We start from the raw sequence: 14,574 nt of genomic DNA on the forward strand, positions 1-14,574 counted from the left end.
GCTCCGCCGTGTGCGCACTACTGGCGAGAGGATGGCTCTGCTACATCGGCAGTGCCGGGACGATCGCCGCGCCGACCTCCGCCAGCCGGTCGCAGGGACTCTGTCCGGCGGTCTTGTTGACCAGCGTCAGCTGCAGCAACCCCTGCCCGGCGGCGAACAGCACGTCGCACATCTGATCCTTGGCGGCGCCGTCGACTCGGAACTGGCGGCCCGCGCGTCCGGCGATGGTGACGTCCTGGAACTCGACATTGCCCGGCTTGCGCTCGAACTCGGCCACGGTCCCGCTGGTGGAGAACACGCCGAGGGTGTAGTCGGTGCCCTTCCATCCGCAGATCTCCCAGCCGGGCTGCTTGACGCCGCCGACGCCGACCTGTTCGGTGGCCGGGTCGAGTCCGGCTGTGGTCAGCGCGGTCTCGGGGATGCCGGTGCACGGGTCGAACAGCTGGGTGTGCGTACCGCTGGCGCTCGTGGATTGCGTGCTGTTCGTGGCCGGTGACCCGCCGGATTCGTCGCCGCCGCAGGCGGTCAGGCCGAGCACAAGTGCTGCCGCCAAGGGAACCAACGTGATTCGGTGCGCCATCCCGCTCTCTTACCCTTCGGAGTTTCGGGCCGGACTGTATCAGAACCGCGCTAGGGGGTTTGACGCCGGGCGAAGGCGGGTACGACGCAGTGGGATTCGGCATCCGATCGGGTGGGGACGGATGTCGCTCTTGTCGCGCCCGGTAACCCTTCGTTGCCAGTGTGTTTATAAGTCCGCACATTGTCCGATTTGTCCGTTTTTCGCGTTGACAGTGGGTAGGCGCTGTGAAAGCTTGCCCTTGTTTTCGTGTGCTCACCGTGGAGCGATCACGGCGGGGCAATCGGAGGAGCCAGGGTGGTGCGGTTACGTCGACGGCCGGAAAATTCCGGCGGCACACGGCTTTCCACGCCCGTCGCCCTCGTCGGTGAACGGCAGGCGTCCAGCAGCGGAATCGTCCGCCCTCGGACCATTCGCGGGCAGCTGGCCCGAATCCTCGTCGTGTCACTGGTTCTGGTGCTCGCGTTGCTGGGCACCCTGGTCACGCGGGAGATCGACGCGTATCGCAAGAGCCGGGACACGGTGGCGGCGGTCTCGCTGGCCCTCGCGGCGCAGGACCTGGTGCACGAGACGCAGCGCGAGCGCGGCCTGACCAACGGCCTGCTCGGCGGCGACGGGCGATTGCGGCAGCCGGTGGACGACCAGCGCGGCGCCGTCGACCGCGCGCTGCGCGACTTGCAACAGGCGATGGCGAGCAACCCACCCGGCGCGGATCGGGTGCGCTCGGCGGCCCGGCCGCTGACCGACCTGGACGCGACCCGGTCCCGGATCGATGAGCTGCGCACGTCACGGCAGGCGGCCTTCCAGTACTACACCGACGCCATCGACGCGCTGAACCACCTGTCCCTCGGTCTCGACCAGGCGAGCGACCCCACGGTCCGGCACGGTCTGCAGGCCCTCTACGCGCTGGGCGAGGCCAAGGAGCAGACCGCGCGGGAACGCGGATTCCTCAACGGCGTCTTCGCCGCCGACGAGTTCGGGCCCGGAGAGTACGTGCAGTTCCTCGACATCCGCGCGGCCAAGCTGGCCGGTCTGGCCGCATTCGCCCGCGCCGCCACCCCGGCCCAGCGATCCCGCCTGGACGCCGCGCTGGACAGCGCCGACGCGGTCGCGGCGGCGGAGTCGGAGAACATCGCGATCGCCTCCGACGGGGGACAGCTGGCGCGTCCGGTCGACCCGATCACCTGGTGGACCAGGACGACCGCGGTGATCGACGAGCAGCGCACCGTGCAGCAGGCGGTCGGCGCCGACGTGCGGCAGCGCGCCGACGTGTTGCGCCGCAAGGCCGCCCTCGTCCTCGGCGCGTTCGTGCTCGCCGCGTTGGCCGCGATCGCGGTGGAGGTGGCGCTGGTCGTCGCCGCGGTGCGGGCGATCGTTCGGCCGCTGGCGAGGCTGGCCGCCGACGCCGACGACGTCTCGGGCAGGCGCCTGCCCGACGTGATCGCCGCCTGGCGCACCGGCGCCGACGTCAGGCCGGACCCGCCCGCGCCGGTGTGCACGCCGCCGGGGGCGAGCGCCGAGATCGCCGCGGTTGCCGGAGCGCTGGACCGGGTGCAGTCCACCGCGTTCGAACTCGCGTCGGAGCAGGCGCTGGTGCGCCGCAACACCACCGAGTCGATGGTGAGCCTGGCCCGCCGCAGCCAGAACCTGGTGCGCCGCCAGCTCAATCTGATCAGCGAATTCGAGCGCGAGGAACTCGATCCCAAGGCGCTGTCGAACCTGTTCGAACTCGACCACCTCGCCACCCGCATGCGCCGCAACGCCGAAAGCCTGCTCGTGCTGGTCGGCGAGGCGAGCCCGCGCCGCTGGGCGGAACCGATCCCGCTGAGCGACGCGATCCGGGCCGGTCTGTCCGAGGTCGACGACTACCGCAGGGTGGTACTGCGGCGCATGGACGAGGTGCTGATCACCGGGTCGGCGGCCAGCGAGCTGGCGCACATGCTCGCCGAGCTGATCGAGAACGGGCTCGCCTTCTCGCCGCCGGATCTCGAAGTGGAAATCTACGGGCGCACCGTGCCGGGCGGATACCTGCTGGCCGTGGTCGATCACGGTGTGGGCATGCCCGCGGAGCAGCTGGCCCGGGCCAACGCGCGGCTGCGCGGCGAGCAGGACTTCGTCGTCGCGCCCACCCGCAATCTCGGTCACTACGTGGTCGGCAGGCTGGCCCAGCGTCTCGGCATCGGCGTCGAGCTGAGCGTTTCGCCGGTGAGCGGCATCGTCGCGCGCCTGACGCTGCCGCCGGGAATGCTGGAGGCTGAATGGGAACAGTCGGGCGACGCCGTGCGTGAGAACTCTGCCGCGGCCCGACTCGAAAGCGGGGCCGACTCTGGACAGGCGGCCGCAGCGACGCACTCAGCGCCAGTCGGCACCGCGCGGGGTGCTACCGCTGCGCGCCCGGTTGTTTCGGGTCCGGCGGTACAGCGCCCTCCCGCGACTGGGATCGATCAGATCGGTGCGCTACCCGCGTCGGTGATCTCGGCCCCGGCGCACTCCGTGGCCGGCACGTCCGCTTATGGCCAATTCGTTTCGCCGCGCACGGAATCGGCGGCCGCGCCGCTCGGCCCCGCAACCGAATCATCCCGTCCGGCGATGCGATCGGTTTCCGACGAGCCGGAAATTCAGCGCACCGAGAACGGCTTGGTCAAGCGCAACAAGAAAGCCCGCGCGGCTGCCGCGCGTCCCGGTCCCGCCGCCGTGCCCCGGCCGCAGCTCGCACCGGCGGTCGATCGCTCTCCTGAGGAGACCCGCAGCATGCTGTCCGCCTTCCGGACCGGGCACCAGCGCGGCGCACCGGCCGTCGCCGTAGCCCGCCCCACCGACATCCGCGCCGTCGATTCGGCGTGCGAATTCCAGCCTGCCGTGCCCATCGCAGAGGAGGCTCGATGAAACACAATCGCACAGCGCTCATCGAGCCGACGAAGTGCGGGAGCCCCCGCAAGATACAGGAGATCCGGTGACCACCCACCTATCGAGCGCCGACCCGCACACGTTCAACTGGATGCTGGCCAACTTCGTCCGCGAGACCGACGGAGTCCGGGAAGCGGTCGCGGTCTCGTCGGACGGACTGCTCATCGCGATGTCCGAAGGCTTGGACCGCACCTCGGCCGACCGGCTCGCCGCCATGGTGTCCGGGCTGGTCGGTCTGGCCAAGAGCGCCTCGCGCAGTTACTCGTTCGACGGTCTGAAACTGATCATGATCGAGATGAAGCGCGGGTTCCTGCTCGTCTCGGCGATGGGTGACGGCAGCTGCCTCGGCGTGATCGCCGACAGCGGGTGCGATGTCGGCCTGGTCGGCTACGAGATGGCCGTACTCGCCGACCGAGCAGGCGCACTGCTGGATCCGGCGCTCATCGCCGAACTACGCGAGACGCTGCGGCGATGAGACGACCAGAGCTACCTCGGCTGCCGGACCCACGCATGATCCCGGTGCAGGGAACCTACGGCGGGTTCGGCACGCCGCCGGGCCGCCCGGCGAACGAATCGGCTGGCGGCGACGAGCAATTCGTGCGGCCCTTCGTCGTCACCGCCGGACGCACCACGCCGCTGTTGGACGGACTGCGGATCGAGACGTTGGTGCGGGCGCAGCCAGGGGCGCTGTCCGCGCCGCTGCGCTTCGAGCAGCGCACCCTCGTGCGGCTGTGCCAGCAGCCGCACTCCATCGCCGAGATCGGGACCGCGCTGCGCGTTCCGATCGGGGTCGCGAAGGTCGTCGTCAGCGACCTGGCCGCCACCGGACACGTGACCGTGCGCGCCGCCGACCAGCTCACCGCCGCTGCCATCGAGAGGATCAGGGACCTTGTCCGGGCACTCTGAGATACGAACGCCTACCATGCCGTCCTCGGTGAAAATCGTGGTCAGCGGCGGATTCGGCGTCGGGAAGACAACATTCATCGGGGCCATCTCGGAAATCGAGCCGCTGGTGACGGAGGCGGCGATGACCGAAATGGCCGTCGGCGTGGACGATCCGGGACACCGCGAGGACAAGACACAGACCACCGTGGCCCTGGATTTCGGCCGCATCACCCTGGACGGTTCGCTGATTCTGTATCTGTTCGGCACACCGGGACAGGACCGATTCGTCTTTCTCTGGGACGACCTGGTCGACGGCGCGCTCGGCGCGGTGATCGTGGTGGATACCAGCCGCGTCGACGACTGCTATCCGGTACTGGACTACTTCGAGGAACGCGGCACACCCTTCGTCGTCGCGGTCAACCGCTTCGAGGGCAGCACGCACTTCGACGTCGACGAGGTGCGCGAGGCACTCGAACTGGAGCGCTGGATTCCGGTGCTGGAATGCGATGCGCGGCAACGCGATTCGGTCAAGGACGTGCTGGTGTCGCTGCTCGAGCAGGTGCTCCTGCACCGGACGGTCGACCTTCCCGCCTGAGCCGCTGGTCGACCTAGGCCAGGCCTCGTCACCGGTCCGGGGACACAGTGCTTGTCGCGAAGTACCGGCCGTCGTGGCAGCTGGTCGCACCCTCCGCCGGGTGAGCGTTGACAGCGATACGTCAGCGCAGGGCGCCGCGCGGACATCGCCCGGCAGTAGGCGAGGAATGCGGCCGTCAGCAGCAGGACGCCGAGATCGAACAGCGCCAGCTGTGCTCCCAGGGCATGCCAGCGATCGCGGAAACCTTGCTCACCCACGTCACCGTTTGGTCGATCCGAGAAGTCGTGCCGAGCGAACGTGATCGGCGTTCACGTCAGGTTACCGAACGACGGCGACGTGACCGCGGCGAAGGGATGCTCGACCAGCGCTTGTGACACCGGCCGAAACAGTGGACACAGTGGCCGATGAATTCGCCGCGCGGCCGCCGTCCATAGTGGTGGCAAGCCTCACCGAGCAGAAAGCGCAGTTTCATGAGCAATGGCAAAGACCTCGCCCTGTCCCACGTCGGCGTGCTGGTTGCGGACCAGGAGAAGGCGCTGGAGTTCTACCGCGACGTGATCGGACTCGAGGTGCGCGCGGACCTGCCCTTCGCCGGCGGACGCTGGGTGACCGTCGGTCCGGCGAAGCAGCCGGGGATCGAGTTCATCCTGGAGACCCCCGAGATGGTGCCGGATGACGCGGCCCGCGCGGCGGCGCAGGCGCGCATGGCCAGCGGCGCGCAGGGCACCCTGATATTCGTCACCGACGCCGTGGACGCGACCTTCGCCAGGCTGCGCGACGCCGGGGTGGAGGTGACGCAGGAGCCCATCTCGCAGCCGTACGGGGTCCGTGACTGCGCATTCCGCGACCCGTGGGGCAACTACCTGCGCTTTTCCGAACTACAGGGCTGAGCCGGGACGGTCCGTCGTGGGCCGCGTCGCATACATTCGCAGACCGGACAATACTGTCTGACCATGGGCGAATCGACGATCGACACCGCACAGGACGCCATCCGGCCGCTGCGCGACGACATCCGGTTCCTCGGTGGCGTGCTCGGCGACACCATCCGCGACCACGAGGGCCCGGAGGTCTTCGACCTCATCGAGCGGGTGCGCATCGAGGCGTTCCGGGTGCGTCGCGAGGAGGTCGGCCGCAGCGCCGTCGCGGAGATGCTCGACGGTGTCGACATCGCGGTCGCACTCCCGCTCATCCGCGCGTTCAGCTATTTCGTCCTGCTGGCCAACCTGGCCGAGGACATCCAGCGCGACCGTCGCCGCGCCGCGCACGAGGCGGCCGGTGAACCGCCGCAGGATTCCTCGCTCGCGGCGACCTACCGCAAGCTGGACGCGGCGGCGCTGGACGGCGACCGGGTCGCCGATCTGCTGGCCGACGCACTGGTGTCGCCGGTGATCACCGCACACCCGACGGAGACGCGCCGCCGCACCGTCTTCGACGCGCAGGCCCGGATCACCGAGTTGATGCGGCGGCGCCAGCGCTACGCCGAGAGCGAGCGCGAGCGCGCCGATCTCGAGTCGCGGATTCGTCGCCAGGTGCTCAGCCTGTGGCGCACCGCGCTGATCCGGTTGGCCCGTTTGCGCATCCAGGACGAGATCTCCGTGGGGCTGCGCTATTACGACCTCACCCTGTTCGACGTGATCCCGGCGATCAACGCCGAGGTGCGCGCCGCGCTGCGCTCACGCTGGCCCGGTGTGGAGCTGCTGCCGCGCCCGATCCTGCGGCCCGGCTCGTGGATCGGCGGCGACCGGGACGGAAATCCGTACGTCACCGCCGATGTCGTGCGTCAGGCCGCCTACCGCGCCGCGGGGGTCGCCTTCGAGCGCTATCTGCACGAGCTGGTCGAGTTGGAGAAGACGCTGTCGCTGTCGGCCCGGCTCGTCGCGGTGACGCCCGAGGTGGCCGCGCTCGCCGAGTCCGGGTATCCCGATCCGGCCACGCACGCCGACGAGCCGTATCGCCGGGCACTGCACCATATTCGCGCTCGCCTGACCGCCACCGCGCTGGCAGCGCTCGGGGAGGTGCCGCCGAACGGCCTGGATGTGGGGGCGCGACCCTACTCGACGCCCCAGGCGGTGCTGGACGACCTCGACGCCGTGGACGTCGCGCTGCGGCGCAGCGGTGACGGCCTGCTCGCCGACGACCGCCTCGCCGCGCTGCGCTACGCACTGGAAACGTTCGGCTTCCACCTGCAAGGTCTGGACATGCGGCAGAACTCCGAGGTGCACGAGCAGGTGGTCGCGGAGCTGCTGGCCTGGGCCGGGGTGCACCCGGACTACGCGAGCCTGCCGGAGACGCGGCGAATGGAGCTGCTCACGGCCGAGCTGAGCACCCGCCGCCCGCTGCTCGGCCCGCACGCGCGGCTGAGCGAACTCGCCGCGAAGGAGCTCGACATCGTCCGCGCGGCACGAGAGGTGGTGGAGACCCTCGGCGCGGAGGCGGTGCCGAACTACATCATCAGCATGTGCACGTCGGTCAGCGACCTGCTGGAAGCCGCCCTGCTGCTGAAGGAGGGCGGGCTCCTCGATCCGGGTGAGCCGGACGGGCCGCCGAGCTGCCCGGTGGGCATCGTGCCGCTGTTCGAAACGATCGAGGACCTCGGAGCCGGGGCGGCCACGCTGTCCGCCGCGCTGGAGGTTCCGGTCTATCGCGAGCTGGTGGCGGCACAGGGGATGCGCCAGGAAGTGATGCTCGGCTACTCCGACTCCAACAAAGACGGCGGATACCTCGCCGCCAACTGGGCGTTGTACCGGGCGGAGCTGGACCTGATCGAGGTGGCCCGCAAGACCGGAATCCGGTTGCGGCTGTTCCACGGTCGCGGCGGTACGGTCGGCCGCGGCGGCGGACGCAGCTACGACGCGATCCTCGCCCAGCCCGCGGGTGCGGTGCGCGGATCGCTGCGGCTCACCGAACAGGGCGAGGTGATCGCCGCGAAGTACGCCGAACCCGGTGCGGCGCACCGTAATCTGGAGTCGCTGATCGCGGGCACCCTGGAGTCGACACTGCTGGACGTGGAAGGCCTCGGGCCGGACGCGGAGCCGTCCTACGGGATCATGGACGATCTGGCGGCGCGCGCCCGCGCGGCGTATTCGCGTCTGGTGCACGAGACCCCCGGCTTCGTCGAGTATTTCCGCCAGTCCACGCCCGTCGCCGAGGTCGGCGACCTGAACATCGGCAGCAGGCCCGCGTCGCGGAAGCCGACCAGTTCGGTCGCCGACCTGCGTGCTATCCCGTGGGTGATGTCGTGGAGCCAGGCGCGGGTGATGCTGCCCGGGTGGTACGGCACCGGCACCGCGCTGGAGGAGTGGATCGGCGGCGATCCGGAGCGTCTGGCGACGCTGGCGGATCTGTACCGCCGCTGGCCGTTCTTCCGGACGGTGCTGTCCAACCTGGCCCAGGTGATGGCCAAGACCGATCTGGACATCGCCGCCCGCTACGCCGAACTCGTCGACAACGTGGCGCTGCGGGAGCAGATTTTCGGCATGATCCGCGACGAGCACGCCAGGACCATCCGCATGCACGCCGCGATCACCGGCAACGATCACCTGCTTGCGGACAACCCTTCGCTGGCCGAGTCCATCCACAACCGGTTCCCGTACCTGGAGCCGCTCAACCAGATGCAGGTAGAGCTGCTGCGCCGCCTGCGCGCCGGGGACGACTCGGAATTGGTCAAGCGCGGCATTCTGCTGACCATGAACGGTCTGGCCACCGCATTGCGCAACTCGGGCTGAGCAGCAGGTGACGGAATGCCGAGCAACCGGCCGGAAAAGAGAAGCCGGTCGGACCCAGCCAGGATGGAGCGCTGTGCCGGTCGGCGGAGCAGCCGTGGCGGTGCTCGGGTCGCGTGAAGGGTGCCGAGCGCATGTGCAAGCCGTTCGCGACCGTGCCATATGTGCGGGGATTCTGGTCGCGGATTCGAGGTCGCCGTATCGGCTGTCGGGTAATTGGAGAAGAGATGCCGGTCGTTCCGGCCGGGAAGGAGCGCCGTGTCGATCGACGAAGCAGCCGTGGCGGCACTCGGGGATCGGGTGATAGGCCCCGAACACAAGGGCATGCCGCCGACTTCCTGGGGCCACACCGTGCGGGAATTCCTCGCCACCGCACCGGCTCTCGATCAGCTGGAGACGCCGGTGCTGACCGTCGATCGCGCGGCGGTCGCGACGAACATCGCGGTGATGGCCGACTGGGTGCGCGCGGCGGGCGTGCGGCTCGCGCCGCACGGCAAGACCACGATGGCCCCGCAGGTGTGGGCCGATCAGCTGGCGGCGGGCTCATGGGGGATCACCTTGGCCACCATCTGGCAGACGCAGGTGGCGCGAGCCTTCGGCGTCGCGCGCGTACTGCTGGCCAACGCGCTGGTCGATCCGGTCGGATTGCATTGGCTGGCAGCCGAATTGGCAAACGACCCGGATTTCGAGTTCGTCTGCTGGGCCGACAGCGTCGAGACGGTCGCTCTGATGGACGGGCACCTGCGTACCGCGCCGGGATCGGAATGCGTCCGGGTACTCGTCGAACTCGGCGGGCCGCGCGGCCGGACCGGAGCACGCACGGTCGAGCAGGCGCATGCTGTCGCACGGGCGATCGACCAGGCGTCACGGCTGACGCTGGCCGGGGTCGGCGGTTACGAGGGCGCGCTCGCACACGATCGCACGCCGGACAGCATCCGCGCGGTGCGCGACTATCTCGCGGAACTCGCCCGCCTGCATCACGAACTCGCCGCTGCCGGGCTGTACGGGAGCTCCGCGATCGTCACCGCGGGCGGCAGTGCCTATCCGGAGCTGACTGTCGAATACCTCGCCCCGCTCGCCGACGAGCAGGGCACGCGCGGTGTCGCGACCACGGTCGTCCTGCGCTCCGGGGCGTACGTCATCCATGACGACGGCTTCTACGCGGCCATGTCGCCCTTGGCGGCACCCCGCAGCGAGCGGCCGCTGCGCTCCGCGATGCACGGCTGGGCGCGCACGCTCTCCCGCCCGGAGCCCGGACTAGCACTGCTGGACGCGGGAAAGCGCGATCTGCCGTTCGACGAGGGATTCCCGATCCCGCAGCGGATTGCCGGACTGAAGAGCGTGCCACTCGATCCGGACGCCACGGTGTCGGCACTCAACGACCAGCACACCTTCTTGCGCCTACCTGGCCGCGCCGCAAGGGAATTGCCGATCGGTACGGTCGTACGCCTCGGGCTCTCCCATCCGTGCACCGCTTTCGACAAGTGGCGGCTCATCCCGGTGATCGATGACGCCGACGCCCCGACACCGCGTGTAGTCGACTTCCTGCACACATTTTTCTGACGGTACGGCCGAGGTGTTCGAAACCGAACTGGCACCTGACCGCCGACGACCTGCTGGAACCGGGCCTCCGATTCGCCCACGTCCCAGTGGGACCGAACGCACGAAAAAACCGACAAGCGGACGTTTGCGTAGGCTTCGGCCGCGGCAGTGCGCGTAGATTTTGGTTCGACCACCCACTCTGCGCACAACACAGATCGATGTGACACCAGTCGGCTCGACGGTCGACGCGCGCAACTCGATCTCATGAACGTCCGCGACTGGCGATTCGGCTCGTCGAGCAGCGATGCCTTGGGGCAGGGATGTTGCGATGGCTTGTCGTGGTTTGGCAGCATGGTTGCCGATATGCCGCTGGTTTCCGATGTCGCTCGTGACAGTCTCGAGGGCTTGTCCGTCGGTGATGCGCTGGGTGCTCAGTTCTTCGTCCCGGGCCGTTCGCTACCCGATCTTCTCGCCGGCCGAGCGCCGGCGGCGCCGTGGGAATGGACCGATGACACGGAGATGGCCTGCTCGGTGTATGCGCAGATCCGTGGCTACGGCCAGATCGACCGCGACGGGCTGGCGGCAGCCTTCGCCGACCGTTGCGAGCCCTACCGGGGCTATAGTGGCGGCACAGTCGCTGTGCTGCACGAGATTCGCGACGGACGGCCTTGGGCCGACGCGGCGGGCGCCCTGTTCGACGGGCGCGGCTCCTGGGGCAACGGTGCTGCTATGCGGGTCGCCCCACTCGGAGCGTATTTCGCCGGAAGCCTGGACCGTGCGGCGGTCCAAGCCGCATTGTCGGCTGAGGTGACGCATCGGCATCCGGAAGCGATTGTGGCCGCCATGGCGGTTGCCGTTGCGGCGAGCCACGCCGCGACGACCCGCGGAAGGCATTGCGCGCCTGAGGAACTGCTGGACGTTGTGGAGCCGTACCTGGTCGAGGGCCGGACCGCGAGCGGTGTCCGCCGAGCCCGGCGGTTGCTGGGGCGATCGGTGGCCGAAGCGGCATACGAACTCGGTAACGGTGCGCAAGTCAGCGCCCAGGACACGGTGCCGTTCACCCTCTGGGCGGCCGCGAGCTTCCTCGACGACTATCCCACCGCCGTTACCGCGTGTATCGAGGCCGGCGGCGATGCGGACACCACGGCCGCGATCGTCGGCGGGATCGTGGCAGCGCGCACAGGCATCGGCACGCGAAGCGGCGTACGCGGAATACCCCCGCAGTGGTTATCGGCGCGAGAGCCACTGCCGACCTGGGCGACGGATGGCGACGCCCAGCAAAAACTCGACGACAGGCAAGGCTCGAACGTGCGGTAATGCCGCGATCGGGGTGGTGAACAGTTCGCCGATCGCGGTCATAGTGGGGCATGGGTACCTCGACCGGCACCCGAACTACATCCTGGCCGCGTACATTGCTTCGGCACATGACATCTCAAACGCACTACTTTGCCGATTATCGAGTGGCGCGCACCGATCGGAGGGGCGGTATCGTGCGGCAAGCGCTCGGCAGTAGGGGGCCATTGGAGGAGGCCGCGTATGTCCACGGTGCGGCGATTCTGGATCGAATTCGATCTAGGCAACGACCGACGACTCTCCTGGCTGATGCTGAGCCAGGGCGTTGGTGTGACCGGATTCGACGAACGGGACTGCTTGTCGATGGTGGCGGATCTGTTCCCCGACGACACGGTCCTACCCCCAGTGCGCCGCATCACGATCGACATCTCGCTCGCAAAGAAACTCCCGCTGAACCCTTCCCATCTCGGAGTTCCCGTGTGGCGCGGCATCTGGTATCCGCCCAGCAACCTCTGGACCGGGCCGATGTGGCGTCCCCGCGGCGTCGGCCGAAATCCCGCCGCGCCCGCCTCCAGCCCGGAACGCCTCACGGATTCACCAGGCCAGCCGGGGGCCTGCGTGCGCCCCGACCCGCTCCCGGAGTGGTGGGACGAAATCCCGCACGTCGACAGTCTGCTGTGGCCGGTCGGCAAGATGCCCTACACCTATCTGGGCGATCAGATGTGGCGCTACCAGTCAGAACTACGCTTCGCCATCACCAAGGAGCCGAGTTACGGTGACATGGTGCGCGAAGCCCTCGACTACGTGATCGCGCGACGTCCGACGCCGAACTATTGGTTCGACCCGAACACGACTATGTTCCTCGGCCAACAGCAGCAGGACGAATATCTGCGAGCCTTGCGCGACTTCTTGTTCGGACACTCCCCGGATCCGATCTACCCTCCCCGCAAACGGCTTCCCCCGACGCGGAAACCACACCATCCGACGAATGAGCACGACCCCCAATGCGCCTGACAACCTGCAAAGCCGCGACCCGCGCGAAACCGACGGTCTGCGGCAATACCAGTGACGCTCGCGGAACCGCGTGGGCATCGTTGTGTATGAGTACCTCAGCAGACATCGACGTCACCTTCGCCGGTGACGACCTCGTGTTGCGGCTGGCCTCAGCGGCCTACCTCGCCCGGTTCTCTGGAACCTCCCGCCCGAAGGAACGTCCGGAAATGCCGCTGCGCGCGGGTCTGGAGGTCCCGTCAGTCCCACGATCGCGCGAAACCGCCGATGTGGGTGCGTGCTGTGGCCGGGCTCATGAAGAGACGTTCGCCGATTTCAGTGTTGGTTGGTGTCGACGACCAGCCACCCGGCGGCCTCGATGAGTCTGGAGACCTGAGCGATTCGGGCCGCCCGCATGGCCCTGCCGCTGGGCGGGCATGGATTGACCGCACATCCCCGCAGTTCAGGCGCCGGGCGTGCTCACCTGCTAGCACATACACCGGGTCGGCTCAGCGGCTTACTTCGGTATCCCCGTTAGGCGGCGGTGGTGCCGGGTTGTGGGGGTTGCCCCGGTCCTCGGCGGTGTTGTTGATGTTCTTGACGGTTGTGTTCGTGGATGCGGGCGAGGGTGTCGGCGAGTAGTTCACCGCTGTGGTGGCGGTGGTTCACGCGCGGGATCTGGTCGGGGTCGATGTGGCGTGGCGCGATCCACGCTGTTCGTCCCGGGAATCGTGAATCATCGCCGAGTGCAATGGTTTTCCAGCCGCCGGGTCCATCGTGGACGAGGGAGTGGCAGTGATCGCAGGCCAGGGTTTCGTTGCCGATGTCGGTGGTGCCGCCTTTGCCGTAGTCGGTGATGTGGTGCACCGCGGAGAGGGTGGCGGGCGCGTCGCAGCCGGGGCGGGAGCAGCCGCGCAGGGCGGCGATCAACGCCAGCCGCTGGGCGGGGGTGGCCAGCCGCTTGGTCCGTCCCAGGTGCAAGGGCAGACCGTGGTGGTCGAACACCGCCAGGAACAGGTCGGCTTGTTCGGCCAGTTTCAACGCTTCGCCGATGGGGACACTGCTGCCGGAGGCGGTGGTCGCCACCCCCGCTCTCTTTTCGACATCGGCGATGCTCATGGTCAGGATCGCCGACACCGGCAGCCCCCGGTGACTGCCCAACCGATCGAGGGCCAGGCCGGGTTGCAGCACCGCCACCAGGGCGTCGTGGTTGCGCTGGGCGGTCGAGCGGTGGTCACGTTCGGCGGCTTCGGCCAGGGCGTGACGGTCGATCGGCCCGCCGAGACCGGTGGGGCTGTTCGGATCCTGCGGATTGTTGATGCCGGGACGGGCGAACTTGGCCAGGATCGGATCCAGCAGTGCCCGCAACAGTGGGGTGATCTCCCCGTGGATCGGGGTCATGCCATCCGCGCGCTGACGCCCGAGGGTGATGCCACGCATCCTTTGGCGATCCACGTCGTCGGTCAGTTTCCCGTCGGGGTCGAGGTGGGCGAGGATGCGGTCGCCGACCTTGCTGATGTCGTCCGGGGATCCGGAGCGGGCGAATTCGGCCAGGATCTGTTCGGCCGCTTCTCGATCGGCGTCTTCGATTCCGCGCGGCACCCGCTTCATCACCGCCGCGATTTCTCGTGCATGATCGGCCGAAATCTCGCCCGCAGCCTGGGCCGCGGCGGTATGCGGCAGGGCCGGTGCGGTGTCTCCACCGTCCATGGTGTGCCAGACCCCGAGATCCCGCACCGCCGCGATCCGGCTGCCCGCGTCGGCGGCCGACAACCGCAGGGTTTCCATCAGAAACCGCTTGCTGGTGCGTGCCCCGGCGCGGGCCGGTATCGACCGCTCTTGGACCTCCACCAGCAGTCGATGCGACACCGCCGCCAACCGGCGGGCGCAGGTCTCCAGACCGCGCAGCAGATCGACGACCTCGTCGTCGGACAAGCTGGTCAGCGGCAGCTCGAGCAGACCCGCGACCGCGTCCGCCAGCGGCGCTACCGCTGGCGACAACGATTTCTCCCCACCCGAACCCATGTTCGAATCCTAGCCGATCGGGATCTGTCCAGACAATA

General features: G+C 68.7%; 12 protein-coding genes. 10 read left to right on the forward strand and 2 right to left on the reverse strand.

The features are described 5' to 3' along the window. Positions 1 to 40 precede the first annotated feature (40 nt). Complete coding sequence (locus tag AB0M45_RS13460; RefSeq protein WP_364327211.1) at positions 41 to 580, reverse strand: DUF3558 domain-containing protein; 540 nt, start codon at positions 578 to 580, stop codon at positions 41 to 43. 438 nt (positions 581 to 1,018) lie between these two features. Between AB0M45_RS13460 and AB0M45_RS13465 the strand changes: the two genes are divergently transcribed. The 10 genes from AB0M45_RS13465 to AB0M45_RS13510 all read left to right on the forward strand — a co-directional run bounded on the left by AB0M45_RS13465 (position 1,019) and on the right by AB0M45_RS13510 (position 12,535). Further along, positions 1,019 to 3,463, forward strand: coding sequence for a nitrate- and nitrite sensing domain-containing protein (locus AB0M45_RS13465; RefSeq protein ID WP_364327214.1), 2,445 nt, complete (start codon positions 1,019 to 1,021; stop codon positions 3,461 to 3,463). 112 nt (positions 3,464 to 3,575) lie between these two features. Further along, positions 3,576 to 3,959 (forward strand): roadblock/LC7 domain-containing protein, encoded by a 384-nt coding sequence (locus AB0M45_RS13470; RefSeq protein ID WP_067470251.1) that lies wholly within the window; start codon positions 3,576 to 3,578, stop codon positions 3,957 to 3,959. Then, the gene (locus AB0M45_RS13475) at positions 3,956 to 4,390 is read left to right on the forward strand and encodes a DUF742 domain-containing protein (protein ID WP_364327217.1); all 435 of its coding nucleotides are present in this window, start codon (positions 3,956 to 3,958) and stop codon (positions 4,388 to 4,390) included. Before AB0M45_RS13470 ends, AB0M45_RS13475 begins: the two co-directional genes overlap by 4 nt. A gap of 16 nt (positions 4,391 to 4,406) precedes the next feature. Further along, the gene (locus tag AB0M45_RS13480) at positions 4,407 to 4,964 is read left to right on the forward strand and encodes an ATP/GTP-binding protein (protein ID WP_364327220.1); all 558 of its coding nucleotides are present in this window, start codon (positions 4,407 to 4,409) and stop codon (positions 4,962 to 4,964) included. A gap of 107 nt (positions 4,965 to 5,071) precedes the next feature. Beyond that, positions 5,072 to 5,338: a hypothetical protein gene (locus AB0M45_RS13485; protein ID WP_364327223.1), complete on the forward strand. Its 267-nt coding sequence runs from the start codon at positions 5,072 to 5,074 to the stop codon at positions 5,336 to 5,338. A gap of 96 nt (positions 5,339 to 5,434) precedes the next feature. Continuing rightward, entirely contained in the window at positions 5,435 to 5,854 is a 420-nt protein-coding gene (locus tag AB0M45_RS13490; protein ID WP_364327226.1) for a VOC family protein, read from the forward strand. A gap of 63 nt (positions 5,855 to 5,917) precedes the next feature. Beyond that, positions 5,918 to 8,689, forward strand: a complete 2,772-nt coding sequence (ppc, locus tag AB0M45_RS13495; RefSeq protein ID WP_364327229.1) for a phosphoenolpyruvate carboxylase — start codon at positions 5,918 to 5,920, stop codon at positions 8,687 to 8,689. A gap of 255 nt (positions 8,690 to 8,944) precedes the next feature. Continuing rightward, positions 8,945 to 10,249, forward strand: coding sequence for an amino acid deaminase (locus AB0M45_RS13500; RefSeq protein WP_364327232.1), 1,305 nt, complete (start codon positions 8,945 to 8,947; stop codon positions 10,247 to 10,249). Positions 10,250 to 10,591: 342 nt separating this feature from the next. Continuing rightward, positions 10,592 to 11,545: an ADP-ribosylglycohydrolase family protein gene (locus tag AB0M45_RS13505; RefSeq protein ID WP_364327235.1), complete on the forward strand. Its 954-nt coding sequence runs from the start codon at positions 10,592 to 10,594 to the stop codon at positions 11,543 to 11,545. 219 nt (positions 11,546 to 11,764) lie between these two features. Continuing rightward, complete coding sequence (locus AB0M45_RS13510; protein ID WP_364327238.1) at positions 11,765 to 12,535, forward strand: hypothetical protein; 771 nt, start codon at positions 11,765 to 11,767, stop codon at positions 12,533 to 12,535. A gap of 510 nt (positions 12,536 to 13,045) precedes the next feature. Here AB0M45_RS13510 and AB0M45_RS13515 read toward each other — a convergent pair. Further along, positions 13,046 to 14,536, reverse strand: a complete 1,491-nt coding sequence (locus AB0M45_RS13515; RefSeq protein WP_364327241.1) for a DUF222 domain-containing protein — start codon at positions 14,534 to 14,536, stop codon at positions 13,046 to 13,048. Positions 14,537 to 14,574: the final 38 nt, after the last annotated feature.

Source organism: Nocardia sp. NPDC051787 (assembly GCF_040681325.1).
GTDB lineage: Bacteria > Actinomycetota > Actinomycetes > Mycobacteriales > Mycobacteriaceae > Nocardia.

Excerpts from the sequence above, each read along its gene's own strand:
- AB0M45_RS13460 (WP_364327211.1), bottom strand. The coding sequence starts at position 580 with ATGGCGCACCGAATCACGTTGGTTCCCTTGGCGGCAGCACTTGTGCTC.
- AB0M45_RS13470 (WP_067470251.1), top strand. The coding sequence starts at position 3,576 with ATGCTGGCCAACTTCGTCCGCGAGACCGACGGAGTCCGGGAAGCGGTC.
- AB0M45_RS13475 (WP_364327217.1), top strand. The coding sequence starts at position 3,956 with ATGAGACGACCAGAGCTACCTCGGCTGCCGGACCCACGCATGATCCCG.
- AB0M45_RS13480 (WP_364327220.1), top strand. The coding sequence starts at position 4,407 with ATGCCGTCCTCGGTGAAAATCGTGGTCAGCGGCGGATTCGGCGTCGGG.
- AB0M45_RS13490 (WP_364327226.1), top strand. The coding sequence starts at position 5,435 with ATGAGCAATGGCAAAGACCTCGCCCTGTCCCACGTCGGCGTGCTGGTT.
- ppc (WP_364327229.1), top strand. The coding sequence starts at position 5,918 with ATGGGCGAATCGACGATCGACACCGCACAGGACGCCATCCGGCCGCTG.
- AB0M45_RS13505 (WP_364327235.1), top strand. The coding sequence starts at position 10,592 with ATGCCGCTGGTTTCCGATGTCGCTCGTGACAGTCTCGAGGGCTTGTCC.
- AB0M45_RS13510 (WP_364327238.1), top strand. The coding sequence starts at position 11,765 with ATGTCCACGGTGCGGCGATTCTGGATCGAATTCGATCTAGGCAACGAC.
- AB0M45_RS13515 (WP_364327241.1), bottom strand. The coding sequence starts at position 14,536 with ATGGGTTCGGGTGGGGAGAAATCGTTGTCGCCAGCGGTAGCGCCGCTG.